This window comes from Kitasatospora sp. NPDC056181, from assembly GCF_042266225.1.
Classification (GTDB): domain Bacteria; phylum Actinomycetota; class Actinomycetes; order Streptomycetales; family Streptomycetaceae; genus Kitasatospora.
The window spans coordinates 95,547-119,157 of sequence record NZ_JBHJUK010000002.1; the positions used below are offsets into that span (position 1 = coordinate 95,547).

17 protein-coding genes and 1 pseudogene are annotated in these 23,611 nt (G+C 72.7%); 8 read left to right on the forward strand and 10 right to left on the reverse strand.

Features of this window, described 5'->3' with window-relative positions; all coding sequences use genetic code 11:
- Positions 1-71: 71 nt before the first annotated feature.
- On the forward strand, positions 72-1,034 hold the full coding sequence (locus ACFC1F_RS01625) for a zinc-binding dehydrogenase (RefSeq protein ID WP_209411236.1): 963 nt from the start codon (positions 72-74) through the stop codon (positions 1,032-1,034).
- 84 nt (positions 1,035-1,118) lie between these two features.
- Here ACFC1F_RS01625 and ACFC1F_RS01630 read toward each other — a convergent pair whose 3' ends face one another.
- The 7 genes from ACFC1F_RS01630 to ACFC1F_RS01660 form a co-directional block, all read right to left on the reverse strand.
- Positions 1,119-2,168 carry a PadR family transcriptional regulator gene (locus ACFC1F_RS01630; RefSeq protein WP_376154905.1) on the reverse strand — a complete coding sequence of 350 codons (1,050 nt, stop codon included), beginning with the start codon at positions 2,166-2,168 and terminating at the stop codon, positions 1,119-1,121.
- A 1-nt stretch (position 2,169) separates the two neighbouring features.
- Entirely contained in the window at positions 2,170-3,087 is a 918-nt protein-coding gene (locus ACFC1F_RS01635) for a DUF4097 domain-containing protein (RefSeq protein ID WP_376154907.1), read from the reverse strand.
- Positions 3,088-3,288: 201 nt separating this feature from the next.
- Positions 3,289-3,468 carry a DUF6104 family protein gene (locus ACFC1F_RS01640; RefSeq protein WP_030235677.1) on the reverse strand — a complete coding sequence of 60 codons (180 nt, stop codon included), beginning with the start codon at positions 3,466-3,468 and terminating at the stop codon, positions 3,289-3,291.
- A 52-nt stretch (positions 3,469-3,520) separates the two neighbouring features.
- Entirely contained in the window at positions 3,521-5,461 is a 1,941-nt protein-coding gene (locus ACFC1F_RS01645; protein WP_376154909.1) for a protein kinase, read from the reverse strand.
- Between the two features lie 266 nt (positions 5,462-5,727).
- Positions 5,728-9,480: a multifunctional oxoglutarate decarboxylase/oxoglutarate dehydrogenase thiamine pyrophosphate-binding subunit/dihydrolipoyllysine-residue succinyltransferase subunit gene (locus tag ACFC1F_RS01650; protein ID WP_376154911.1), complete on the reverse strand. Its 3,753-nt coding sequence runs from the start codon at positions 9,478-9,480 to the stop codon at positions 5,728-5,730.
- Between the two features lie 280 nt (positions 9,481-9,760).
- Complete coding sequence (locus ACFC1F_RS01655; protein WP_376154912.1) at positions 9,761-10,891, reverse strand: ATP-binding protein; 1,131 nt, start codon at positions 10,889-10,891, stop codon at positions 9,761-9,763.
- A 114-nt stretch (positions 10,892-11,005) separates the two neighbouring features.
- Positions 11,006-11,743, reverse strand: coding sequence for a response regulator transcription factor (locus ACFC1F_RS01660; RefSeq protein ID WP_209411241.1), 738 nt, complete (start codon positions 11,741-11,743; stop codon positions 11,006-11,008).
- 562 nt (positions 11,744-12,305) lie between these two features.
- Between ACFC1F_RS01660 and ACFC1F_RS01665 the strand changes: the two genes are divergently transcribed.
- From ACFC1F_RS01665 to ACFC1F_RS01685, 5 genes and pseudogenes are all read left to right on the forward strand, one after another.
- Entirely contained in the window at positions 12,306-13,109 is an 804-nt protein-coding gene (locus tag ACFC1F_RS01665) for a rhomboid-like protein (RefSeq protein WP_376154914.1), read from the forward strand.
- A 154-nt stretch (positions 13,110-13,263) separates the two neighbouring features.
- Positions 13,264-15,657: an endopeptidase La gene (lon, locus tag ACFC1F_RS01670; RefSeq protein ID WP_209411243.1), complete on the forward strand. Its 2,394-nt coding sequence runs from the start codon at positions 13,264-13,266 to the stop codon at positions 15,655-15,657.
- A 203-nt stretch (positions 15,658-15,860) separates the two neighbouring features.
- Positions 15,861-16,538: pseudogene (locus ACFC1F_RS01675) on the forward strand (hypothetical protein); the annotation flags it as partial.
- Positions 16,539-16,604: 66 nt separating this feature from the next.
- The gene (locus tag ACFC1F_RS01680; RefSeq protein ID WP_376154916.1) at positions 16,605-17,126 is read left to right on the forward strand and encodes a GtrA family protein; all 522 of its coding nucleotides are present in this window, start codon (positions 16,605-16,607) and stop codon (positions 17,124-17,126) included.
- A gap of 112 nt (positions 17,127-17,238) precedes the next feature.
- Entirely contained in the window at positions 17,239-18,453 is a 1,215-nt protein-coding gene (locus ACFC1F_RS01685) for an ROK family protein (protein WP_376154917.1), read from the forward strand.
- An 84-nt stretch (positions 18,454-18,537) separates the two neighbouring features.
- On the opposite strand, the gene ACFC1F_RS01690 is transcribed toward ACFC1F_RS01685, so the two are convergent.
- Positions 18,538-19,581, reverse strand: coding sequence for an ABC transporter permease (locus ACFC1F_RS01690; RefSeq protein ID WP_376154919.1), 1,044 nt, complete (start codon positions 19,579-19,581; stop codon positions 18,538-18,540).
- A gap of 119 nt (positions 19,582-19,700) precedes the next feature.
- On the opposite strand from ACFC1F_RS01690, the gene ACFC1F_RS01695 reads away from it, so the two are divergent.
- Both ACFC1F_RS01695 and ACFC1F_RS01700 read left to right on the forward strand, forming a co-directional pair.
- A complete protein-coding gene (locus ACFC1F_RS01695; RefSeq protein ID WP_376154921.1) occupies positions 19,701-20,159 on the forward strand; it encodes a MarR family winged helix-turn-helix transcriptional regulator in 459 nt (152 codons plus the stop codon).
- A gap of 157 nt (positions 20,160-20,316) precedes the next feature.
- The gene (locus ACFC1F_RS01700) at positions 20,317-21,867 is read left to right on the forward strand and encodes an MDR family MFS transporter (protein WP_376154922.1); all 1,551 of its coding nucleotides are present in this window, start codon (positions 20,317-20,319) and stop codon (positions 21,865-21,867) included.
- An 88-nt stretch (positions 21,868-21,955) separates the two neighbouring features.
- Here ACFC1F_RS01700 and ACFC1F_RS01705 read toward each other — a convergent pair whose 3' ends face one another.
- Entirely contained in the window at positions 21,956-22,213 is a 258-nt protein-coding gene (locus ACFC1F_RS01705; RefSeq protein ID WP_209411249.1) for a hypothetical protein, read from the reverse strand.
- 26 nt (positions 22,214-22,239) lie between these two features.
- Entirely contained in the window at positions 22,240-23,430 is a 1,191-nt protein-coding gene (locus ACFC1F_RS01710) for an anion permease (protein ID WP_376154924.1), read from the reverse strand.
- Between the last annotated feature and the right edge of the window lie 181 nt (positions 23,431-23,611).

Genomic DNA, 23,611 nt, shown 5'->3' on the forward strand with positions numbered 1-23,611 from the left:
TTCGGGCCCGGGACGCGCGTCACACCGACGCGTGGTTCCGGGCCCGCGTCGTCGCGGCTATCGTCCGGATCATGTTTGCTGCCTACGCCGCACGAATCGACGCCGACGACCCGCTGAGCGGGCTGGAGTTGGGCGAACTCCCCGAACCGCAGGCGCGCCCCGGGTGGAGCGTGGTCACGGTCCGGGCCGCCAGCCTCAACCACCACGACCTCTGGTCGCTGCGGGGGGTCGGCCTGCCCGCCGAGAAGCTGCCGATGATCCTCGGCTGCGACGCCGCCGGCATCGACGAGCACGGCAACGAGGTGGTGATCCACTCGGTGATCGGCCAGACCGGTCACGGGGTCGGACCGGCCGAGCCGCGCTCCATCCTCACCGAGCGGTACCAGGGCACCTTCGCCCAGCGGGTGGCCGTCCCCACCTGGAACCTGCTGCCCAAGCCGGCCGAGCTCTCCTTCGAGGAGGCCGCCTGCCTGCCCACGGCCTGGCTGACGGCGTACCGGATGCTCTTCACCAACGCCGGGGTGAGGCCCGGTGACACCGTCCTGGTGCAGGGCGCCGGCGGCGGGGTGGCGACCGCGCTGATCGTCCTCGGCAAGGCCGCCGGCCTGCGGGTCTGGGTCACCGGGCGGGACGAGGCCAAGCGCGCCCGGGCCGTCGCACTCGGTGCCGACGCCGCCTTCGAGAGCGGCGCCCGGCTGCCCGAGCGGGTGGACGCGGTCATGGAGACGGTCGGCGCGGCCACCTGGTCGCACTCGGTGAAGTCGCTGCGCCCCGGCGGCACCATCGTCATCTCCGGCGCCACCTCGGGGCCCAGCCCGAAGGCCGCCGAGCTGAACCGGATCTTCTTCCTGGAGCTCAAGGTGGTCGGCTCGACCATGGGCAGCAAGGAGGAGCTGGCCGGGCTGCTCTCGCTCTGCGCCACCGCCGGGGTCCGGCCGGTGATCGACTCGGTGCTGCCGCTGGCCGAGGCCCGGGAGGGGTTCGCCCGGATCGCCAAGGGCGACGTCTTCGGGAAGATCGTCCTCACGCCGTGAGCCCGGGCCGGGTGCGCCGGTGACCCGCCGACGCGTACGGGCCCGGTACCCCTGCGCCGAGGGGTACCGGGCCCGTACGGGCACTCAGCCCAGCAGGCGCCGCAGCCGCTCGCCGGTCGCGCCCAGCACCGAGCGGGCCTCGGCCAGCCCGGCGGCCGTCACGCCGCCGTCCCGGGCCGCGTCACGGACCTGGTCGCGGAAGCGGTCCAGCAGCCGCTCCAGCTCGCGCGCCGGGTCGCCGGCCGGGTCGGTGGCCGTCCACGCCGGCAGGTCGGCCGGGGCGGTACCGGCCGGCTCGTCCTTGTCCAGGTCGATCCGGGTGACGGTGATCCTCTCGGCGGACGGCGCCGCGTCCTCCGCCGGGTGGCCCCAGCGGGCCGCGTCGGCCAGCCCGGCCAGGCCCTTGGTCAGCTCCGAGAGTCCCTCGGCCAGCCCGGTCGGCCAGTCGCCGCGGGCCGCGTGGTCGCGCACCTGCTGCTCGACCCGGCGCTTGATCCGCAGCGCCTCCTGCTGGGCCGCCGTCCGCGCCGCCCGGGACTGCTCGCGCAGCCGGCGGGCCTCCTCCTCGGCGGCCTTCGCCTTGGCCTTGGCCGCCTTCTCCTGCTCCTTGGCGCGCTTGGCCTGCTCCTTGGCCTGCCGCTTGAACTGGGTGAACTCCTCCTTGGCGCGCTGCCAGGCGTCCTTGTCCCCCCAGGGGCCCGCCCACGGGTCCCCGCCCTCGGCCGGCTCCGGCTTCGGCGCCGCCTCCCGGGCCTTCTGCGCCGCGCCCCACAGCTCCTCGCGGAGGTCCTTGGCGCTGTCCCGGACGTCCTCGCGGATCGCCCCGGCGAGCTGGGCCACCGAGTCGCGGATCTCCAGCTCCAGCTCGTCCAGCTCGCCCCGGCGGTCCGCCAGCTCGGCGCGGCCGGCGTCGGTGAGCCGGTAGACCTTGCGGCCGCCCTCGGTGCTGTGGGCGACCAGGCCCTCCTGCTCCAGCTTGGCGAGCCTCGGGTAGACGGTGCCGGCGGATGGCGCGTACAGGCCCTGGAAGCGCTCCTCCAGGAGGCGGATCACCTCGTAGCCGTGCCGCGGGGCCTCGTCGAGCAGCTTCAGCAGGTAGAGCCGGAGCCGGCCGTGGCCGAAGACCGGGCTCATCTCAGGCCTCCTTGGTGAGGTCGGGGCCCTTGGTGAGGTCCGGGGCGGCCGGCAGCTCCTTGACGACCGCCGGGCCGTCCTCCTCCGCGTCGGGGCGGTGCAGCACGGTGACGGCGCCGGAGACGGTGGTCACCGCGAGGCTGCCCTTGCCGTCGCCGAGCTGGCCGGAGAGCCGCTTGGCGCCCCAGGTGCCGCTGACCTTCAGCTGCTCGAAGGTGCTGGAGATGTCGCCGCTGTTGGTGCCGGCCTCGACCTTGGTGTCGGCCAGCGAGGGGATCCGGACGCCGACCGCGCCGCTGACCGTGCTGACCTTGATGTCGGTCGGGGTGGCCACGTCGAGGTCCAGGGTGACCGCGCCGGTGACGGCGTTGGCCTGCACCTTGTCGGCGGTGCCGGCGACCACGGTGAGCCGGCCGGAGACGGTGTTCAGCTTGAGCTGCCCGGCCACCGACTGGGCGTCGACGTCGCCGGTGACGGTGTTGGCGGACGTCCGGCCCGCCAGGCCGACCAGGGTGACGTCGCCGTTGGCCGTCTGCGCCGAGACGTGCTCGGAGAAGCCGGAGACGGTGGTGTCGGCCGAGACGGTGCCGACCTTGACCTCGGTGGCGGCCGGCACGGTCACGGTGACCGCGGCGACGCGCTTGTGCTTGAACGAGGAGAGGAAGCCCTTCACGGAGTTCACCGACTTCAGCACGTCGCCGAAGTCGCTCCAACTGCTGAGGTCCTGGTAGGTGACCGTCAGCACGCCGTCGACCAGGGTGACGTGGAGCGGTTCGCCCTTCAGCTCGGTGACCTCCAGGTGGGCCGGCCCCTCGGCGGCGACCACGTTCACCGTGCCGTCGACGGTCCGCACCTGGAGCGTCCGGACCTCCTCGTCGATGGTGATCCGGTCGGGCCCCTCAAGCGTCCACTGGCTCATCTCTGCCGCCTCCCGTTGTGACTCGCGATGTATCGCGTCCTCTTCCAAAGACGATATATCGCGTGACGGCGAAGTCAAGGGGATCCGGCCCCGAGGGGAACCCGGAGAGGACCCGGAGACGCCCCCTACGGGGAGCACGCGAACGGGCCCGGGAGGCATCGCCTCCCGGGCCCGTCGTCGGTGCGTCGTTGGTCTACCGCGTCACTCGTCGTCCTCGTCGTCGAGCCGGGCCAGCCAGGTGGCCAGCCGCTCGACCGGGATCTCGAAGTCGGGGTTGAGGTCGACGAACTCGCGCAGGCGCTCGGCCAGCCACTCGAAGGTGACCTCCTCGTCGCCGCGCCGGCTCTCCAGCTCCTCGATGCCGCGGTCGGTGAAGTACACGGTTCGCTCCGGTCCGGTGGGGATTCGACCTGGTCAGGATAGTCCGGGGCGGTCAGCCGTCGTTGCGGTAGTAGGTGAGCGAGCAGGTCGCCGTCCCGTCGACGGCTCCGAGCTTGACCACCTTCAGCACGACGATCGAGCCGCTGGCCCGCTGGCGGACGCAGAACTGGCGGTCCACCGGGAGGTTGTCGAACTTGAAGTTGGCGGCCGGCTCGCGGTCGATGCCGTTCGCGCAGGACTCCGGGGTGATCGGGCTGTTGTCCTTGGCGATGTAGGCGTCGCTCTTGTCGCTCAGCCGGAACTCGGCGCCGTAGGTGCCGACCTTCCAGTCCGCGGTTCCGGTGGGGACGACCTTGCCGTTCTTGAGGTCGAACTCGTAGTTGGCGTTCGGCGGGATGGTGAGCACCTGGTCCTTGTAGACCTCCACGTACTTGGGCGGCCGGGCCGCCGGGGAGGTGGGCGAGGAGGTGGGCGAGGCGGACTTCGTCGAGCCGGTGCTCGTGGCCGCGGTCGGCGAGGGGGACGGCTCCTCGGTCTGCGACGGCGCGGTCGTGGCGGGCGTGCTCTGGGTGGGCGCGGGCTGGGGCTGGTTCGCCGGGCTCTGCTGGGCGGTGTTCGCCTTGTCGTCGCCCTTCTTGTCGTCCAGCTGCTTCACCAGCACCACCCCGCCGACGGTGCCGCCGACCGCCATCACCAGGGCGACGCTCAGCAGGACCTTCCAGGAGACGCCCTTGCGCCTGGGCTCGGGCGCGGCCGCCGGGGTGTCCGTCACCACCGGACCGGGCGGCGGGGTGTCGTAGGACGGCGGCTCCTGGCGCAGCTGCACGGTCGGCGGCGAGGGCAGCACCGGCCCGGTCGGGGCCTCGGTGGCGGGCTGCGGGGCGCCGTACGCGCCGAGCGGCGGCGGGGTGAAGCCGGCCGGCGGGGTGACCGGCGGCTGCGGGGCAGGGTACGAGACGGCGGTCGCCGGGTGGGTCGGCTGCGGGGGAGCGGTGGGCGGCCCGGCCGGGGCCGGCGGAGTGGCCGGCGCGGCCGGCAGCGGGGTGGGCGGGGTCTTCGGCAGGTCCGAGCGGCGGGTGATCTCGGTGTTGACCTGCTTGGGCAGCCAGTCGTCGGTGAACCGCAGCTGCCCGCCGACCGACGGGTGGTTGCGGGCGATCTCGATGATCTCGGCGGGCTTGGGCCGGTCCTCGGGGGACTTGGCCAGGCAGCGCAGGATCAGCTCGCGCAGGTCGGCCGGGACGGCGTCCAGCTCGGGCTGCTCGTGCACCACCCGGTAGAGCACCGCGGTGTCCGGGCCGTCGCCGAACGGTGCGGCGCCGCCGGCCACGTACGCGGCCAGCGCGCCGAGCGCGAAGACGTCGGTGGCCGGGGTGACCGTGCGGCCCTGGGCCTGCTCCGGGGACATGAAGGCGGGCGAGCCGATCCGGTAGCCGGTGCCGGTCAGCGCGGTGGCGTCGGCGGCCCGGGCGATGCCGAAGTCGATCACGCGCGGGCCGTCGCCGGCCACCAGCACGTTGGCCGGCTTGAGGTCGCGGTGCACCACCTCGACGCTGTGGATCGCCTGGAGCGCCTCGGCGATGCCGCCCATCAGCAGCAGCACGGTGCGGACCGGCAGCGCGCCGTTCTCCCGCACCACCTGCTGGAGGGACGGGCCCGGCACGTACGCGGTGACCAGCCAGGGGGCGTCCGCGTCCAGGCCGGAGTCGATCACCTGCGCGGTGTAGAGCCCGTGGATGCGCTGGGCGTTGGTGACCTCCTGGGCGAACCGGCGGCGGAACTCGCCGTCCTCGGCGAACTCCGGGCGGACCACCTTGAGCGCCACCGGCCGGCCGCCGGGGGTGTACGAGAGGTAGACCCGGCCCATGCCGCCGGCGCCGAGCCGGGCGAACAGCCGGTAGCCGCCGACCTCCCGCGGGTCGTCCGGGTGGAGCGGCTGGAAGACCGGCGGGAGCGGTGCGGAGGCGGCGTCCCGTGGTGCGTCGGCGGTCATGCGGTGATCCCCCTGGGAGAGCGGTGAGGTCGTTCGGCCGGCCGACGGGCACGATGACGGTTGCCCGGGCGGCGGTCTGGCGAGGCATAACCTATCGACCCGTCAGGCGAACGCGCATTTCCGCGCCGTTTTGGTTGCAGAGCTGCGACCTTGGCATGGCGTCATCGTGGAGCCCGGGGCAGCGCGAAGGCCCCGGCCCCCCGCGCGGTGTGCACGGGGGGCCGGGGCCTTGGAGCGGGGCGCCGGAGCGCCGGGACGCCGGGGCGTCAGATCGTGAAGATCTCCTCCAGCAGCGCCTGCTGCTCGGCGGCGTGGCGCTTGGCCGAGCCGACCGCCGGGGCCGAGGAGGCCGTGCGGGCGACGCGGCGCAGCCGCGAGCCGTTGGCGCTGCGGCCGACGACGACCTGCAGGTGGTCGACCAGGTTCATCGCGATGAACGGCCAGGCACCCTGGTTGGCCGGCTCCTCCTGCGCCCAGACGAACTGGACGTCGTCGCCGTACTTGGCCAGCTCCTCCTGGAGCTCGGCCACCGGCAGCGGGTAGAGCCGCTCGACCCGGACGATCGCGGTGTCGGTGACGCCGCGCTCGGTGCGGGCCGCCTCCACGTCGTAGTAGAACTTGCCGGCGGTGATGACGACCTTGCGGACGTTCGCCGGGTCGACGGTGCTGTCACCGATGACCGGGCGGAACGAGCCGGACAGGAACTCCTCGGTCGCACTCGCCGCGGCCTTCAGACGCAGCATCGACTTCGGGGTGAAGACGATCAGCGGCTTGTGGTGCGGGTTGTGCGCCTGCCAGCGCAGCAGGTGGAAGTAGTTCGACGGCAGGGTCGGCATCGCGACCGTCATGTTGTCCTGCGCGCACATCTGCAGGAAGCGCTCCGGGCGGGCGGACGAGTGGTCCGGGCCCTGGCCCTCGTAGCCGTGCGGCAGCAGCAGGGTGACGCCGGAGTGCTGGCCCCACTTCTGCTCGGCGGAGGCGATGTACTCGTCCACCATGGTCTGCGCGCCGTTGACGAAGTCGCCGAACTGCGCCTCCCACATGACCAGCGCGTTCGGGCGGGTCAGCGAGTAGCCGTACTCGAAGCCCATCGCCGCGTACTCGGACAGCAGGCTGTCGTACACGGTGTAGCGGGCCTGGTCCTCGGTCAGGTACAGCAGCGGGGTGTAGTCCTCGCCGCTGTTGCGGTCGATCAGGACGGCGTGCCGCTGGCCGAAGGTGCCGCGGCGGCTGTCCTGGCCGGCCAGGCGGACCGGGTGGCCCTCCATCAGCAGCGAGCCGATGGCGAGGGTCTCGCCCATGGCCCAGTCGATGGTGTTGTCCTCGACCGAGGAGGCGCGGCGCTGGAGCTGCGGCAGCAGACGCGGGTGGACGGTCAGCCAGTCCGGCAGGTTGACCTGCGAGGCGGCGATCCGCTTGACCATCTCCTGGGAGATGCCGGTCTGGATGTTGACCGGGAAGTCGGCCTGCGGCTTGCCGTTGGCGGTCGGCGCCGGCGCCTGGGCGGCGTCGCGGACCTCGGCGAAGACCTTCTCCAGCTGGCCCTGGAAGTCCTGGAGCGCCTGCTCCGCCTCTTCCATGGTGATGTCGCCGCGACCGATCAGGCCCTCGGTGTACAGCTTGCGCACCGAACGCTTCTTGTCGATCAGGTCGTACATCAGCGGCTGGGTGAACGACGGGTTGTCGGCCTCGTTGTGACCGCGGCGGCGGTAGCAGATGAGGTCGATCACGACGTCCTTGTGGAACGCCTGGCGGAACTCGAAGGCGAGCCGCGCGACGCGGACCACGGCCTCCGGGTCGTCGCCGTTCACGTGGAAGATCGGGGCCTCGATCATCCGGGCCACGTCGGTGCAGTACATCGAGGAGCGCGAGGACGCCGGGGCGGCGGTGAAGCCGACCTGGTTGTTCACCACGACGTGCACGGTGCCGCCGGTGCGGTAGCCGCGCAGCTGCGACATGTTCAGGGTCTCCGCGACGACGCCCTGGCCGGCGAAGGCCGCGTCGCCGTGGATCTGGATCGGCAGGACCGGGAAGGTCGTGCCGCCCTGGTCCAGGATGTCCTGCTTGGCGCGGGCGATGCCCTCGACGACCGGGTCCACGGCCTCCAGGTGGGAGGGGTTCGCGGCGAGCGAGACCTTGATGGTCTCGCCGTCCAGGCCGGTGAAGGTGCCCTCGGAGCCGAGGTGGTACTTCACGTCGCCGGAGCCGTGCATCGACTTCGGGTCGAGGTTGCCCTCGAACTCGCCGAAGATCTTGCCGTACGGCTTGCCGACGATGTTGGCCAGCACGTTGAGGCGGCCGCGGTGGGCCATGCCGATGACGGCCTCGTCCAGGCGGTGCTCGGCCGCCGAGTCGATGGTGGCGTCCAGCAGCGGGATGAGGGACTCGCCGCCCTCCAGCGAGAAGCGCTTCTGCCCGACGTACTTGGTCTGCAGGAAGGTCTCGAAGGCCTCGGCCGAGTTCAGGCGGCGGAGGATCCGCAGCTGCTCCTCGCGCTCCGGCTTGGTGTACGGCTTCTCCAGGCGCTCCTGTAGCCACTTGCGCTGCTTCGGGTCCTGGATGTGCATGTACTCGATGCCGACGGTGCGGCAGTACGTGTTGCGCAGCAGGCCGAGGATGTCGCGCAGCTTCATCATCCGCTGGCCGCCGAAGCCGCCGACCGCGAACTCGCGCTCCAGGTCCCACAGGGTGAGGCCGTGCGTGGTGACGTCCAGGTCGGGGTGCTTGCGCTGCTTGTACTCCAGCGGGTCGGTGTCGGCCATGAGGTGGCCGCGGACCCGGTAGGAGTGGATCAGCTCGATGACGCGCGCGGTCTTGTTGACCTCGTCGTCGTGGGTGGTGGCGACGTCGGTGGCCCAGCGGACCGGCTCGTACGGGATCCGCAGGGACTCGAAGATCTCGTCGTAGAAGCCGTTCTCGCCGAGCAGCAGACGGTGGATCTCGCGCAGGAACTCGCCGGACGCCGCGCCCTGGATGACGCGGTGGTCGTAGGTCGAGGTCAGCGTCATGATCTTGGAGACGCCCAGGCGGGACAGGGTCTCCGGGGCGGAGCCCTGGAACTCGGCCGGGTACTCCATGGCGCCGACGCCGACGATGGTGCCCTGGTTCTGCATCAGGCGCGGCACGGAGTGCACGGTGCCGATGCCGCCGGGGTTGGTCAGCGAGACCGTGACGCCGGTGAAGTCGTCCATGGTCAGCTTGTTGGCGCGGGCCCGGCGGACGATGTCCTCGTAGGCCTGCCAGAAGCCGAAGAAGTCGAGCGTCTCGGCCTTCTTGATGGCCGCGACGACGAGCTGGCGGTCGCCGTTGGGCTTCACCAGGTCGATGGCCAGGCCCAGGTTCACGTGCTCGGGCTTGACCAGGTAGGACTTGCCGTCCTTCACCTGGTAGCTGTGGTTCATGCCCGGCGAGGCCTTGATGGCCTGGACCAGGGCGTACCCGATCAGGTGGGTGAAGGAGACCTTGCCACCGCGGGCGCGCTGCAGGTGGTTGTTGATGACAATGCGGTTGTCGATCAGCAGCTTGGCGGGCACCGCGCGGACGGACGTCGCGGTCGGCACCTCCAGCGAGGCGTCCATGTTGGTGGCGACGGCCTTGGCCGGGCCGCGCAGCTGGACCAGCTCGGGGCCGGTCCCGTCGGCGGGCGCGGCCGGGGCCGGGGTGGCGGCCTTGGGGGCCGGGGGCGCGGCGGGGGCTGCGGCGAGCGGCGCGGTTGCCGGGGCCGCGGGGGCCGGCGCGGGCGCGGCCGGTGCGGCGGGGGCGGGCGCGGCCGGAGCGGCAGCGGCGGGCGCGGGGGCGGCAACGGTGGTCGGCGTGGGGCCGACCTGGGTCGCGGCCTGGGTCACTGGGGTCACCTCGGTACCGGGCTTGTAGTCGGCGAAAAAGTCCCACCAGGCTCGGTCGACCGAGTTCGGGTCCTGGAGGTACTGCTGGTAGATCTCGTCGACGAGCCACTCATTGGGGCCGAAGCCAGTGGAACTTGCCGAGCTGTTGGGGGTTTCTTGGGACTGTGGCGACACGGCGGCAACCGCCCTCTTCCGCTTCCTTTTGGGATGTTTGGACAGCGGGGATTAAGGCTACGCCCCTGACCAGTGATCGCGCAGTCCCCAGGGCTCAGGCGTCGCCCAGATCACAGTCCTGACCTGCAGTTTGGCTGAAAATGTGCGTTAGAAAGCCGCTTCGGATGGGAAGCGATCACCCCCGATCAGGCCCCATAATGGGGTGAAACCGGACATAATCGCTTCCCGAGATCCGTATACGTCTGTGTCGGATCTGTGACATGCAGGTCTGAATCGGGGGTCAGCGCGGACCGGGCAGCCGTACCTCGATCCGGCAGCCCCGGGCGGCCTCGGCCACCTCGATCCGCCCGCCGTGCAGGTCCACCGCCCAGCGGGCGATGGCCAGCCCCAGCCCGGTGCCGCCGTCGGAGCCGGGCCCCTGGGCGGTGGCGGTGCCGCTGCGGCTGAACCGCTCGAAGACCCGGCCGCGGTCGGCCGGCGGGATGCCCGGCCCCTCGTCCTCGACCTCCAGCAGCAGGGCGCCGGGGGCCTCCCCCGGCCGCGCGCGGACCGTGACGGTGCCGCCGGGCGGGGAGTGCTTGCAGGCGTTGTCGACCAGGTTGGCGACCACCTGGTGGAGCCGCTCCGGGTCCGCGACGCCGGTCAGGCCGGCCGGGCTGACCTCCAGGGCCAGCCGGACGTCCCCGCGACGGGAGAACGCCCCGCCGGCGGTCGCGCCGTCCACGGTGACCCCGCGCAGCACGCCGTCCAGGAACTCGCGGACCTCGAAGGGCCGGGCGTCCAGGTCGACCACGCCGTCGTCGATCTTGGAGAGGTCGAGCAGGTGGGTGACCAGCCGGCCGAGCCGTTCGGTCTGCTCCAGTGCGGCACCCAGGGTCGCCGGGTTCGGCTGGACCACGCCGTCGACCACGTTCTCCAGGACGGCGCGCAGCGCGGCGATGGGCGTGCGCAGCTCGTGCGAGACGTTGGCGACCAGCTCGCGGCGGTGCCGGTCGGCGGCCTCCAGGTCGGCCGCCATCTGGTTGAAGGTGGCCGCCAGCTCGCCGATCTCGTCGCGCGAGTTCACCTCGACGCGGCGGCTGTAGTCGCCGGAGGCCATCGCGCGGGCGGCGGCGGTCATGTCGCGCAGCGGGGCGGTCAGCCCGTGCGCGAGGAACTGCATGAAGAGCAGTGACGCGATCATCGAGAAGATCATGATGATCCGGATCTGCGTCTCGGAACGGATCGCCACGACCACCATGCCGGTGGCCAGGAAGACCGAGACGATCACCAGGAGGGCGAGTTTGCCCTTGATGGAACGGACCGGGTCCAGCGGCCGGATGTCGGCCCAGACCCGGCGGGCGGCGCGGGCGGCCAGGGTGGGCCGCCGGGTGTCGTCGGCGTCCCCGTTGCGTTGCTGTGGAAAGGTCATTGGTTCCCTGTGATCCCCGCGTGCTGTGGTTCCCCGCGTGCGGTGCTCGCCCGCGCGGGTGGGCACGGCGGTTCGGGACACGGGCCCCCCGGAGGCCCGTCGCCCGAGGCGCCGCTAGGAGAGCGGGGCTTCCAGCGCGTAGCCGACGCCGTGGACGGTGCGGATCCAGCTGGCGCCGATCTTCCTGCGCAGCGCCTTGACGTGACTGTCGACGGTGCGGGTGCCGGACGCGTCCGTCCAGTCCCACACCTCGGCCAGCAGCTGTTCGCGGGTGAGCACCGCGCGCGGCTGGGCGGCCAGGCAGGCGAGCAGGTCGAACTCGGTCGGCGTCAGGTGGACGTCGCCCGAGGCCAGCCGGACCCGGCGCTGCACGTGGTCGATCTCCAGCTCGCCGAAGCGCAGCGAGCCGAGCGCCGGTGTGCGGGCCGCCTGCTGGGCGCGCTCGACGCGGCGCAGCAGCACGTTGACCCGGGCCGCCAGCTCGCGCATGGAGAAGGGCTTGGTCATGTAGTCGTCCGCACCGACGCCGAGGCCGACCAGCAGGTCCGTCTCGTCGTCGCGCGCGGTCAGCATCAGGACCGGTACCGGGCGCTGCGCCTGGATCCGGCGGCACACTTCGAGGCCGTCGAAGCCGGGCAGCATGATGTCGAGCACGACCAGGTCGGGCTGCCAGGTGTGGAAGCCGTCGACGGCACCGGGGCCGTCGTGGGCCACGGCGACCTTGAAGCCCTCCGCACCCAGCCGGGCCGCGATCGACTCGGCGATCGTGGGCTCGTCCTCCACCACCAGCACTCTGCGCTGGCTGCTCACCGTGCCGCCGCTGTTCTGGTTGTCCTGCTGAATTTCTGTCACGGTCACGCCACCGCCCCCAGGGCTGCGGGCCGGCCACCTGTGGGGATGGCGGGGCTCCGCTCGTAGTCTTGTTCCGTCGTGGACTGTGCCGGGTCCGCCGTCCCGTTACCTCGTGTGCGCGGACCGGAGGGCAGGTGTGGACTGCCCGCCGTTTCCGCACACTTCGCAGCGTACGGACCGCGGATGCTTCCCGGCAGGTGGACCGGTCGTTTCCGGCCCGTGGGCCGGCTTTCGGGCCGCCCTCCGACCCACTCGGGAGTGGGCACGGGCCGCTACCTTACCCGGCGATTTTTCACTCCGTGACGATACGTACGCAGACTTTTTGACATCAACCCGCCGGTCAGGACAGCTACTCGTGCGTAAGCAGAGTGAAGGTCTGGACCAAATCCGGGTGTTCCCGCCGTCCGGCCGTCAGAGGGTCTTCACGGGGATTTCCCAGCGGGCTCCCAGGAGCCCGACGTAACGTGGTCACGACAAGAGTCATGGGGGTGGGATCTGCGGCGCGCGCCGGTACGTTGAGCACCGGACGGGGCCGGATGCAGCGGGTCGGAGCGGAGGCGGCATGGCGGGGCTGCGCAGTGGTGCCGGCCGGGCCGGGCCGCCCTACGGGATGCTCCGGCACGGCCTGAGGGTCTGGGTGGTCGACTGGCTGCTGGCCCGGGTGCCGACGCCCCGGCGCAACCCCTTCGCGCTCGGCTACCTCGCGGTGGTCTGCGCCACCACCACCTTCGCCAAGCTCGCCGACCCGGGGCTGGTGCTGCGGCTCCAGCAGGCGTCCAGCTCGGACGCGCACAACCTGTTGCAGCACCCGCTGCGCGCGCTGCTGTTCAGCGGGTTCTGGGTGGCCGGGACGATCTGGATGCCCTACCTGTGGGCCTTCGCCTTCACGGTCGCGCCGCTGGAGCGGCGGGTCGGTCCGGGCCGGGCGGCGGCCGTCTTCGCGGCCGGGCACGTCGGCGCGACGCTGCTCTCCCAGGCGGTGGTGATCGCCGCCGTGGCCGACGGGCGGCTGGAGTCCGGGGCGCTGGACCACCTGGACATCGGGGTCAGCTACGGCGTCCTGGCCAGCCTCGGAGCGTTGGCCGGGCTGTTGCGGCCGCGCGGGCGGCTGCTGGCGCTCGGCCTGGCGGCCACGCTGATCGTCCAGCAGATCGCGGGCGACCGGGACCTGGTGACCGGCATCGGCCACCCGGCGGCGCTGCTGGCCGGGGTGGCGCTCTGGGGACGGCTGCGGCGCACCGCCGACCGCCGCCTGTGCCGCCCGGAGCCGGGCCGCCGCGGGGGGAGGCGCCGGTCCGAGCCCGCCGGGCCGTCCGGGACGTCCGCCCCGGCCTCGGGCCGGGCCGCCCTGCTGGACCGGATGTGACGCCGCCCGGGCGTTTTTGACGGGCCCTCCCGCGGTCTTCCCCGTGCCGTTCCCGCCCGCTCCCGTTCGCTCACGGCGAACGCGCCGTGGGGAACAACCGGCGCCCGCCAAACCTTAGTCAGGTCAACTCAACTTCACTGACTGGGGAGAGATCATGGCATCGACGTCCACACCGCTCACCCTGCCCGTGCTGCCGCTCGACGACGAGGTCGTGCTCCCGGGCATGGTCGTCCCGCTGGACCTCAAGGACACCGAGGTGCGGGCCGCGGTCGAGGCCGCGCGCGCCGCGGCCACCGGCACCGGGAAGCCCCAGGTCCTGCTGGTCCCGCGGGTGGACGGCTCCTACGCGCCGGCCGGCACCCTCGCCACCGTCGAGCAGGTCGGCCGGCTGGCCGACGGCGACCCGGCGGCGCTGGTGCGCGCCGTGCGCCGGGTCCGGATCGGCGTCGGCACCACCGGGCCCGGCGCCGCCCTCTGGGTGGAGACCACGGGTTTCCGGGAGTCCTCGGTCGGCACCCCGGTGGCCGGGCGCGCCGCCGAGCTGGTCAAGGAGTACAAGTCGCTCTCCACCCAGTGGCTGCGCAGGCGCGGCGCCTGGCAGGTCGTCGACCGGGTGGCCCAGATCGAGGGCGTCGGCGAGCTCGCCGACAACATCGGCTACGCCCCCTTCGTCACCGCCGAGCAGAAGCTCAAGGTGCTGCTGGAGGCCGACCAGGTGGCCCGGCTGGAGTACGCGCTGACGCTGCTGCGCGAGCACCTCGCCGAGGAGGAGGTCAACGACACCATCCGCAAGGACGTCGAGGAGGGGGTGGCCAAGCAGCAGAAGGAGTTCCTGCTCAGGCGCCAGCTGGAGGCCGTCCGCAAGGAGCTGGCCGAGCTGAACGGCGACCCGGCCGACGAGGAGGGCGACTACCGCGCCCGGGTCGAGGCGGCCGACCTGCCGGAGAAGGTGCGCGAGGCGGCGCTCAAGGAGGTCGACAAGCTGGAGCGCGCCTCCGACCAGTCGCCCGAGGGCTCCTGGATCCGCACCTGGCTGGACACCGTCCTGGAGCTGCCCTGGAGCGAGCGCACCGAGGACGCCTACGACATCGCCGGCGCCCGCGCGGTGCTGGACGCCGACCACTCCGGCCTGGCCGACGTGAAGGACCGCATCGTCGAGTACCTCGCGGTGCGCAAGCGCCGGGCCGACCAGGGGCTCGGCCTGGTCGGCGGCCGGCGCGGAGGGGCGGTGCTGGCACTGGTCGGCCCGCCCGGCGTCGGCAAGACCTCGCTCGGCGAGTCGGTGGCCCGCGCGATGGGCCGCAAGTTCGTCCGGGTCGCGCTGGGCGGCGTCCGGGACGAGGCGGAGATCCGCGGCCACCGGCGCACCTACGTCGGCGCGCTCCCCGGCCGGCTGGTGCGGGCGATCAAGGAGGCCGGCTCGATGAACCCGGTCGTCCTGCTCGACGAGATCGACAAGGTCGGCTCCGACTACCGGGGGGACCCTGCCGCGGCGCTGCTGGAGGTCCTGGACCCGGCGCAGAACCACACCTTCCGCGACCACTACCTGGAGGTCGAGCTGGACCTCTCCGACGTGGTCTTCCTCGCCACCGCCAACGTGCTGGAGGCCATCCCCGAGCCGCTGCTCGACCGGATGGAGCTGGTCCGCCTGGACGGTTACACCGAGGACGAGAAGGTCGTCATCGCCCGCGACCACCTGCTCCCGCGCCAGCTGGAGAAGGCCGGCCTGAAGGGCGGGGAGGTGGCGGTCGACGAGGAGGCGCTGCGCAGGCTGGCGGGCGAGTACACCCGCGAGGCCGGCGTCCGCAACCTCGAACGCTCGATCGCCCGGGTGCTGCGCAAGATCGCCGCGCAGAGCGAACTGGGCGAGCGCGAGCTGCCCGCCGCGATCGGCGCCGACGACCTGCGCGCCCTGATCGGCCGGCCGCACCACGTCCCCGAGGCGGCCCAGGAGCCGGCCGAGCGGCGCACCGCCGTCCCCGGCGTGGCGACGGGCCTCGCGGTGACCGGCGCCGGCGGCGACGTCCTCTACATCGAGGCCTCGCTCGCCGACGCCGAGACCGGCGGCACCGGGCTCACCCTCACCGGGCAGCTGGGCGACGTGATGAAGGAGTCCGCGCACATCGCGCTCTCCTTCCTCCGCTCGCGCGGCGCCGAGCTGGAGCTGCCGGTCACCTCGCTGCGGGACCGCGGCGTGCACCTGCACGTCCCCGCCGGGGCCGTCCCCAAGGACGGGCCGAGCGCCGGCATCACCATGACGACCGCGCTGGCCTCGCTGCTCTCGGGCCGCAAGGTGCGCACCGACGTGGCGATGACCGGTGAGGTGTCGCTGACCGGGCGGGTGCTGCCGATCGGCGGGGTGAAGCAGAAGCTGCTCGCCGCCGACCGGGCGGGCGTCACCACGGTGATCATCCCCAAGCGGAACGAGGCCGACCTGGACGACGTCCCGGCCGAGGTGCTGGAGCGGCTCACCGTCCACCCGGTCGCGGACGTCCGGGAGGTGCTGAAGCTGGCCCTGGAGCCGGCCGAGGTGCTGGTCGCCGCCTGACGGTGGTTCAGGGGCCCGGCGGAGCAGGGGGACTGCCCGCCGGGCCCTTTCCCGTACCGTGAGACGCGCCTTGTGAGACGGACCGTCAGTGGGGCAGTCTGACGGTGTGAATCGCCATGCGCACCTGAGCCGTCGACTGGACGTCGACCTGGCCCGCGCATGTTCGGCGATCTGTCACCGCGTCCTCTGACGCGCGGTGACCCGCCTGGCGCCGCCCGTACGACCGCGGGCCCGGCCGCAAGCCCGGCCAGCTCAGCTGGGGCACCGGCTCGACGCCCACCTTCTTCGGGCCGCGCACCGGCACCGACTATGTCACCGTCGTCGACAACGCCGCGCCCACCGTGAACCTCCTGGTCTACCGGGCCTCGGACGGCTCGCAGGTCTGCTCGGTGCCGGTGCTGAAGGCGGGCGGCAGCGGCAGTGAGAACTCCCCGGTCGCGGCCGGCAACACCGTCCTCGTCGCCTCCACCTACGGGTACCCGTACCCGAAGCTGCCCGACGACGCCGGGCCGAGCGTGCCGTCGTCCGACCGGTTCCGCGGCGGGCTCAGCCGGGTCGACGTCCGCGCCGACGGCTCCGGCTGCGATCTCGCCTGGGACAACAGGGTGCGCTCCGCGGCCGTCCCCCGGCTCTCCATCGCCGACGGGCTGATCCACACCGTGCTGCGCAACCCCGTGATCCCGGGCACCGATGCCACCTCGGTGCTCGACCCCTACTACTACGCGGAGGTCGACCCGCGCACCGGCGCCGTGGTGCGCACCAAGTACACCGGGGCCGGCTTCGTCTTCGACACCCTCCAGATGGTCGGCTCGATCGCCCCCGGCGGGGTCGTCTACCAGGGCACCACCACCGGGGTGCTGCGGATCACCGCGGACGAGTAGCCCGCGCGCGGGGCGGGCGGCGGCCGACGAGTAGCGGCCCGCGGCCACCGTGGTCAGACTGCGAAGATGCCGTCCCCCACGCAGCGCGCCCTGGCCAGAGTGCCGGCCGGGCTGCGCCCGTTCCTGCTCAGGCACCGCCGGCTGGTGAAGTTCCTGCTGGTCGGCGGTGTCTGCTTCGCGCTGACCACGGTGCTCAACCTCTCGCTGAAGTTCACCGTGCTGCAGCAGAAGCCGGTGGTGGCGCTGACCGTCGCGACGGTGGTCGGCACCGCGGTCTCGTACGTGCTCAACCGCCAGTGGTCCTTCCGCGCGGCCGGCCGCCGCCGGGAGGTGCTGCTGTTCGTGCTGGTCAGCGTGGTGGCGATCGGCGTCAACGACCTCCCGCTGATCGTCTCGCGCTACCTGCTCGACCTGCGCGAGCCCCAGGTGACCGCCTTCACCCAGGAGGTGGCCGACTTCCTCAGCGGGATGGTCGTGGGCACGTTCATCGCGATGCTCTTCCGCTACTGGGCCATGCAGCGCTGGGTCTTCACCCGCCTCGCCGAACCCGCCGCCACCCCCGCGGAGCAGCCGCAGCGCATCCCGTGAGGCGCGGCGGGCCCGCCCTCCCGAGGCCGCCGGGAGCGGGCGGCCGAACGCGGTTAGGCTGCAGACGACCGGTCTCGACGACGGTGTCCGGCAGTCGAGCGGGGTGAGGGCGATGCGCGAGACGGACGGCCTCCGGGCCGGGCCCGCCAGCCAGCAGGGCATGCGCCGGGCCAACCTGGCGCTGGTGCTCGGCGTGATCGCGCGCGCCCCGCGCTCCCGGGCCGAGGTGGCCGCCGACACCGGCCTCACCAGGGCGGCCGTCTCCTCGCTCGCCGAGGAGCTGATCGCCGCCGGCCTGGTGGTCGAGGAGGGCCCGGCCGCACCGAGCGGCAAGGTCGGCCGGCCCGGCACCGCGCTGGGCCTCAACCCGCAGGGGCCGGGCGGCCTGGGCGCCGAGATCGGGGTGGAGCACCTCGGCGCCTGCGTCGTCGACCTGCGCGGGGAGGTCCGCGCCTGGCGCCGCCAGGAGATCCGCAACCGGGGCAGGCGGCCCGCCGCCGTCCTGGCCGACCTGGCCGAGCTGCTGCGAGCGGCCGCCGTGGAGGCGGGGCTGCGCCCGGCCGGGCTGACCCTGGCCGTCCCCGGGCTGGTCGGCGACGGCGGCGGGCAGCTCCAGCGGGCCGCCAACCTGGGCTGGCAGGACGTGCCGGTCACCGCCGAGCTGCGGCTCGCGCTGCGCGCCGCCGGTGCCGGGCAGCTGGCCGAGCTGCCGATCGACGCCGACAACGAGGCCAACCTGGGCGGGCTGGCCGAACTCTGGCTGGGCGGGGCGCCGGACCACTTCCTGCACGTCTCCGCCGAGGCCGGGGTCGGCGCGGCGATCGTGATCGGCGGCCGGCTGCTGCGCGGGGCCCGCGGCTACGCCGGCGAGCTGGGCCACGTGCCGGTGCGCCCGGACGGCCCGCTCTGTGCCTGCGGGTCGCACGGCTGCCTGGAGCAGTACGCGGGGGAGGCGGCGGTGCTGCGGGAGGCGGGCCTGGAGGGGATCCGCGGCGACTGGGTGGCGCTGCTCGCCGAGCGGGCCGGGGCCGGTGACGAGGAGGTCCGTGCGGCGCTGGCCGGGGCCGGCTCGGCGCTGGGCATCGCCTCGGCCGGGGCGGTCAACCTGCTCGACCCGGCCGAGGTGGTGCTGGGCGGCGGCTACGCCCGGCTGGCGCCCTGGCTGCTCGGGGCGATGCGGGCCGAGCTGGCGGCCCGGGTGACCGTCCGCCCCTGGACGGACGAGCGGCTGACGGTCTCCCGGCTGGGCCGCCGCGGCCCGCTGCTCGGGGCCGCGGTCGGCGTGGTCCGGGCGATCGTCGCGGACCCGGGCCGGCTGGACGTGTAGCGCGGCCGGGGCCCGTGCCGGGCGGCCGCGGGGCGTGCCCGGCGGTCCGCGCCGCCGCCGGCGCGAACCGTCCGGACGCGCGTCCTACGGGTGCACGAGCTCGCGGCCGCCGCGCGGCCCGCGCAGGACGGCGGCGAAGGTGATCCCGACGCCGACCAGTGCCCAGACCACCAGGACCACCAGCGGCATGCCGAGGTTGGTGGCGTCGAAGTAGGCGATCGAGCGGGTCGCCTCCGTCCCGGCGCCGTTCGGGATCCAGGCGCCGATCGCCCGCCAGAACGGCGGCATCAGCGGCGGCGGGAAGACCCCGCCCGCGCTCGGGTTGCCGAGCACCACGAAGATCAGCACCGCGATGCCGATGCCGATGATGTCGAACAGGCACTGCAGCGCCATGGTGAACGCGCCGACCGCGAAGACCACCAGCGCGCCGACGCCGGCCAGGCCCCAGAACGAGCCGGGCAGCGCGTCGAGGACCGGGCCGACGATGATCGCGCCGCCGATGCCGGCCGCGACCGAGTACAACGCCAGCGTGCCGAGCCGGATCACCGCCCGGTTGGTGTTGGCGGGCTTGGCGCCGGCGCTGACGCCCAGGATCGAGGCGACCAGGTAGCCGCCGACGCAGAAGCCGATCACCAGGTAGAAGGAGGTGAGGCCGTTGGGGTCGCCCTTGGCCAGCGGCACCACGTCGACGGTCTTCACCGTCCGGCCCTGGGTCTTCTCCAGCGCGGTGACGATGGTGTCCGCCGCCCTGGCCGCGGACGGGCCGCGGGCGCCGCCGACCAGCAGGGTGTCCTCGGTGCCGGCCGGGTTGAAGACCAGCGCGGCGTAGATCTTCTGGTCCTTGATCTGCGCGGTGGCGGTCTCGGCGTCCGGTGCGGTGACGGCCTTGACGGCGTCGTCCGGCACCGACTCCAGCGCCGCGACCAGCTTGGGGGAGACCTGCGGCGGGGCGACCACCGCGATCGACAGCTCGTGCGGGGTCGGGTGGTGGAGGGCTCCGACGTAGGACGTGATGAAGCCGAACTGGAGCAGGAGCACGGCGATCACCAGCAGCGCCGTGCGCGGGGTGACCGCTCCCTTCAGTTCGGCGACGAGGCCCGGTCCCGGTACCTGTCCTGGGGCGGTCATGCACATCTCCTTGCCTATCGGCGGATAGAGGACAAACGGATACTTCATACCATCAACTAGTTGGGCGGTGTCCTCCCCGCGCCGCTTCCGGGACCGGTGGGCTGCGGGATACTGGCGCCGTGAGTGCGGAGAGTGACGACGAGTCCCTGATGGCGGTGGAGCGCGAGGTCTCGCTGCTGTTCCGGCGCGGCCGGGCCCGGGTGGCGGAGATGTCCCGCCGGGTGCATCCCCAGCTGGAGGGCATGGCGTACAGCATGCTCGCCCACATCGAGCAGGCCGGGCGGGTGCGGGTGACCGACATCGGCGTGCACTTCGCGGTGGGCAAGGCCACGGTGAGCCGGCAGATCCGGGCGCTGGAGGAGCTGGGCCTGGTGGACCGGGAGGCGGACCCGTTGGACCGCAGGGCGGCGCTGGTCTCGCTCACCGAGGACGGCCGGCGGCGTTTCCTGGGGGCGCGGGACGCCCGGATGGAGCGGGTGCGCGCGCTGATGGCCGACTGGCCGGAGGAGGACGTGGCCCGCTTCGCGGAGCTGCTGCACCGCTTCAACGACGTGGTCGGGGAGGGCATGGGGGTCTGAGGCGCAAGGCCCGGGGCCGGGCCGGCGGCAGATTTTACTTGGGCTTGAAGAAAGTTGCCCTAGTCAACCATTCGTCCTATGGTTGCGTAAGGCAACGATTCCCTGCCCTTCGTCCGCCGTCTCCCGCTTCCGCCCCGCACCCCGCCGAAGGACCCAGATGACCGTCACCACCCAAGCCGCGACCGGGGCCGCCACCGCCGACGACCAACCCATGACGCACCGGCAGGTGATGGAGGCGCTGTCCGGCCTTCTGCTCGGTCTCTTCGTGGCCGTGCTGTCGTCGACGGTCGTCTCCAACGCGCTGCCCCGCATCCTCACCGACCTGCACGGCGGCCAGTCCGCCTACACCTGGGTGATCACCGCCACCCTGCTCACCCTGACCGCCTCCACCCCGATCTGGGGCAAGCTCTCCGACCTCGCCAGCAAGAAGCTGCTGCTGCAGATAGCCCTGGTCATCTACATCGCCTCCTCGGCGCTGGCCGGCCTCTCCCAGAACACCGGCCAGCTGATCGCCTGCCGCGCCCTCCAGGGCATCGGCGCCGGCGGTGTCACCGCCCTCGCCCAGATCTGCCTGGCGGCGATGGTCCCGCCGCGCGAGCGCGGCCGGTACAGCGGCTACTTCGGCGCCGTCTTCGCCCTGGCCACCATCGGCGGCCCGCTGATCGGCGGCGTCATCGTGGACACCTCCTGGCTGGGCTGGCGCTGGTGCTTCTACGTCGGCATCCCGTTCGCGCTGGCCGCGATCGCGGTGCTCCAGCGCACGCTCAAGCTGCCGGTGGTCAGGCGCAAGGTGAAGATCGACTACCTGGGCGCGCTGGTCATCACCGGCGCCGTCAGCCTGCTGATGATCTGGATCACCCTGGCCGGCAAGAACTACGCCTGGCTCTCCTGGCAGACCGTGGCCATGGTCGGCGGCGGCCTGGTGCTCGGAGCCCTCGCCGTGGTGGTCGAGAAGCGCGCCGTCGAGCCGATCATCCCGCCGGACCTCTTCCGCCACCGCACCGTCGCCCTGGCCGCGCTCGCCAGCGTCCTGGTGGGCGTCGGGATGTACGGCGCGACCACCTTCCTCAGCCAGTACTTCCAGCTGGCCAGGGAGAAGTCCCCGACCATCGCCGGCCTGATGACCCTGCCGATGATCCTCGGCCTGGCCGTCTCCTCCACCGTGGCCGGGAAGCTGATCACCAAGTACGGCAAGTGGAAGGTCTACCTGGTCTCCGGCACCCTCATGCTGGCCATCGGCTTCGGCCTGCTCGGCACCGCCCGGGCCGACACCCCCTACGGGCTGCTCTGCGTCTACATGGCGATCACCGGCATCGGCCTCGGCCTGACCATGCAGAACCTCGTCCTCGCCGTGCAGAACACCGTGCCGCGCCACGAGCTCGGCGCGGCCAGCTCGGTGGTCACCTTCTTCCGCACCATGGGCGGCGCGATGGGCGTCTCCGCACTCGGCGCCCTGATGAGCAACAAGGTCGGCCACTACCTGGCGGAGAACCTGGCCGCCGCGCACATCCCGGCCACCGGCGCCGCGGCCGGCGGCGGCATCCCGGACCTGCACAAGCTGCCCGCCCCGATCGTCCCGCTGGTGACGGACGCCTTCGGGCACGGCGTGGGCGTGGTCTTCCTGATGGCGGCGCCGTTCGCGCTGCTGGCCTTCGTCACGGTGCTGTTCATCCGCGAGACCGCGCTGCGCACCACCCAGCAGGACTGACCGGGCGCCCGCGGGAACGCCGAAGGGCTGGGGAGCGGATGCTCCCCAGCCCTTCGGCGTGTGCGGCCGGTGGCCGCTGCCGTACCGGCTAGTGGCCGGCGATCAGCGACAGGCCGTAGAGGACGGCCGCGCCGCAGACCGCGAAGCAGGCGTACGCGCCGGCCAGGGCCAGCCGGCCGGCGCCCGCGGACGGGGCGCCGGTGCCGGCCGCCGAGCGCTGCGCGGTCAGCGCGGCCTCGCGGCGGGAGAGGGCCAGGATGCCGAGCGCGAAGACGGCGACCACGGCGACGGTGATGCCGAAGCTGAAGCCGGCGGTCTGCGCCAGGGCGTTCCACTTGATGTGCATGGTGTGTGCTCCTCAGCCGGCGGCGCTCAGGCCGCGACCGTGGTCGAGGCGGTGGTGGGGGCGGCGGGGGTGCCGGCCGGGCCCACCTCCACCGGGGTGACGTTCTCGACCGGGTTGACGTCGTTGACGTTGTCCGCGCCGACCGGCTGGCGGCGCGAGATGATCCACATCGCGCCGGAGCCGGCCACCAGGGCGGCGCCGACCAGCGCCACGCCCCAGGGGCCCTGCTGGGCGAGGAACGCCGCGGCGCCGGAGACCACGGCGGCGGCCGGGAGGGTCAGGCCCCAGGTGTAGACCATGCGGCGGACCAGGCTCCAGCGCAGCTCGGCCTTCGGGCCGCCGAGGCCGGCGCCCATGATGCCGCCGGAGCAGACCTGGGTGGTGGAGAGGCCGAAGCCCATGTGCGACGAGGTCAGGATGACGGTCGCGGCGGCCGACTCGGAGGCGAAGCCCTGCGGAGCCTGGATGTCCGCCAGGCCCTTGCCCATCGAGCGGATGATCCGCCAGCCGCCCATGTAGGTACCGAGCGCGATCGCCGCACCGGCCGAGACGATCACCCAGGTGGGGGGCAGCGCACCCTTGGGCAGGGCGCCGACCGAGACCAGGGTCAGGGTGATGATGCCCATCGTCTTCTGGGCGTCGTTGGTGCCGTGGGCCAGCGAGATCAGCGAGGAGGAGAACATCTGGCCGGTCTTGAAGCCCTTGGTGACGGTCTCGCCGTTGCTCCTGCGGGTGATCGCGTAGGCCAGCTTGGTGGCGCCCCACGAGGCCAGGCCGGCGACCAGCGGGGAGGCGACCGCGGGGATGAGGATCTTGGTGACGACGGTGTCGAAGTTGACGCCGTTGACGCCGACGCCGACGACGGTGGCACCGATCAGGCCGCCGTAGAGCGCGTGCGAGGAACTGGACGGCAGGCCTCTCAGCCAGGTGAGCAGGTTCCACAGGATCGCGCCGACCAGTGCGGCGAAGATGATCTCGGGGTGGATGCCGGTCTTCTCGTTGACGATGCCGCCGGAGATGGTGGTGGCGACCTTCACGGACAGGAACGCGCCCGCGAAGTTGAGGACGGCCGCGATGGTGACCGCGACCTTGGGCCGGAGGGCTCCCGTCGCGATGGAGGTGGCCATCGCATTGGCGGTGTCGTGGAACCCGTTGGTGAAGTCGAAGGCGAGCGCCGTGATGATCACGACGGCAACCAGGAACGAGATGTGTTCCATACCCAAACAATCGTCGTAGTTGTCGCACTGACGTTGGTGTCGCTCGCGACGGTAGGGACGTTCGGTGAACGGAAGATGAACTGGGCCGGGATTCGTGGTTCCGACAGTGTCGGAGGGGTTGCCGGCACCTTTCCCCGAGGTGTCCACGACCGCGCTGAGCTGGGCATTGGCGCAGAACGTC

Bases quoted from the DNA above. Each gene is read 5' to 3' on its own strand.
- ACFC1F_RS01625 (WP_209411236.1), top strand. From the start codon at position 72: ATGTTTGCTGCCTACGCCGCACGAATCGACGCCGACGACCCGCTGAGC.
- ACFC1F_RS01630 (WP_376154905.1), bottom strand. From the start codon at position 2,168: ATGAGCCCGGTCTTCGGCCACGGCCGGCTCCGGCTCTACCTGCTGAAG.
- ACFC1F_RS01635 (WP_376154907.1), bottom strand. From the start codon at position 3,087: ATGAGCCAGTGGACGCTTGAGGGGCCCGACCGGATCACCATCGACGAG.
- ACFC1F_RS01645 (WP_376154909.1), bottom strand. From the start codon at position 5,461: ATGACCGCCGACGCACCACGGGACGCCGCCTCCGCACCGCTCCCGCCG.
- ACFC1F_RS01655 (WP_376154912.1), bottom strand. From the start codon at position 10,891: ATGACCTTTCCACAGCAACGCAACGGGGACGCCGACGACACCCGGCGG.
- ACFC1F_RS01665 (WP_376154914.1), top strand. From the start codon at position 12,306: ATGGCGGGGCTGCGCAGTGGTGCCGGCCGGGCCGGGCCGCCCTACGGG.
- lon (WP_209411243.1), top strand. From the start codon at position 13,264: ATGGCATCGACGTCCACACCGCTCACCCTGCCCGTGCTGCCGCTCGAC.
- ACFC1F_RS01680 (WP_376154916.1), top strand. From the start codon at position 16,605: ATGCCGTCCCCCACGCAGCGCGCCCTGGCCAGAGTGCCGGCCGGGCTG.
- ACFC1F_RS01685 (WP_376154917.1), top strand. From the start codon at position 17,239: ATGCGCGAGACGGACGGCCTCCGGGCCGGGCCCGCCAGCCAGCAGGGC.
- ACFC1F_RS01690 (WP_376154919.1), bottom strand. From the start codon at position 19,581: ATGACCGCCCCAGGACAGGTACCGGGACCGGGCCTCGTCGCCGAACTG.
- ACFC1F_RS01700 (WP_376154922.1), top strand. From the start codon at position 20,317: ATGACCGTCACCACCCAAGCCGCGACCGGGGCCGCCACCGCCGACGAC.
- ACFC1F_RS01705 (WP_209411249.1), bottom strand. From the start codon at position 22,213: ATGCACATCAAGTGGAACGCCCTGGCGCAGACCGCCGGCTTCAGCTTC.
- ACFC1F_RS01710 (WP_376154924.1), bottom strand. From the start codon at position 23,430: ATGGAACACATCTCGTTCCTGGTTGCCGTCGTGATCATCACGGCGCTC.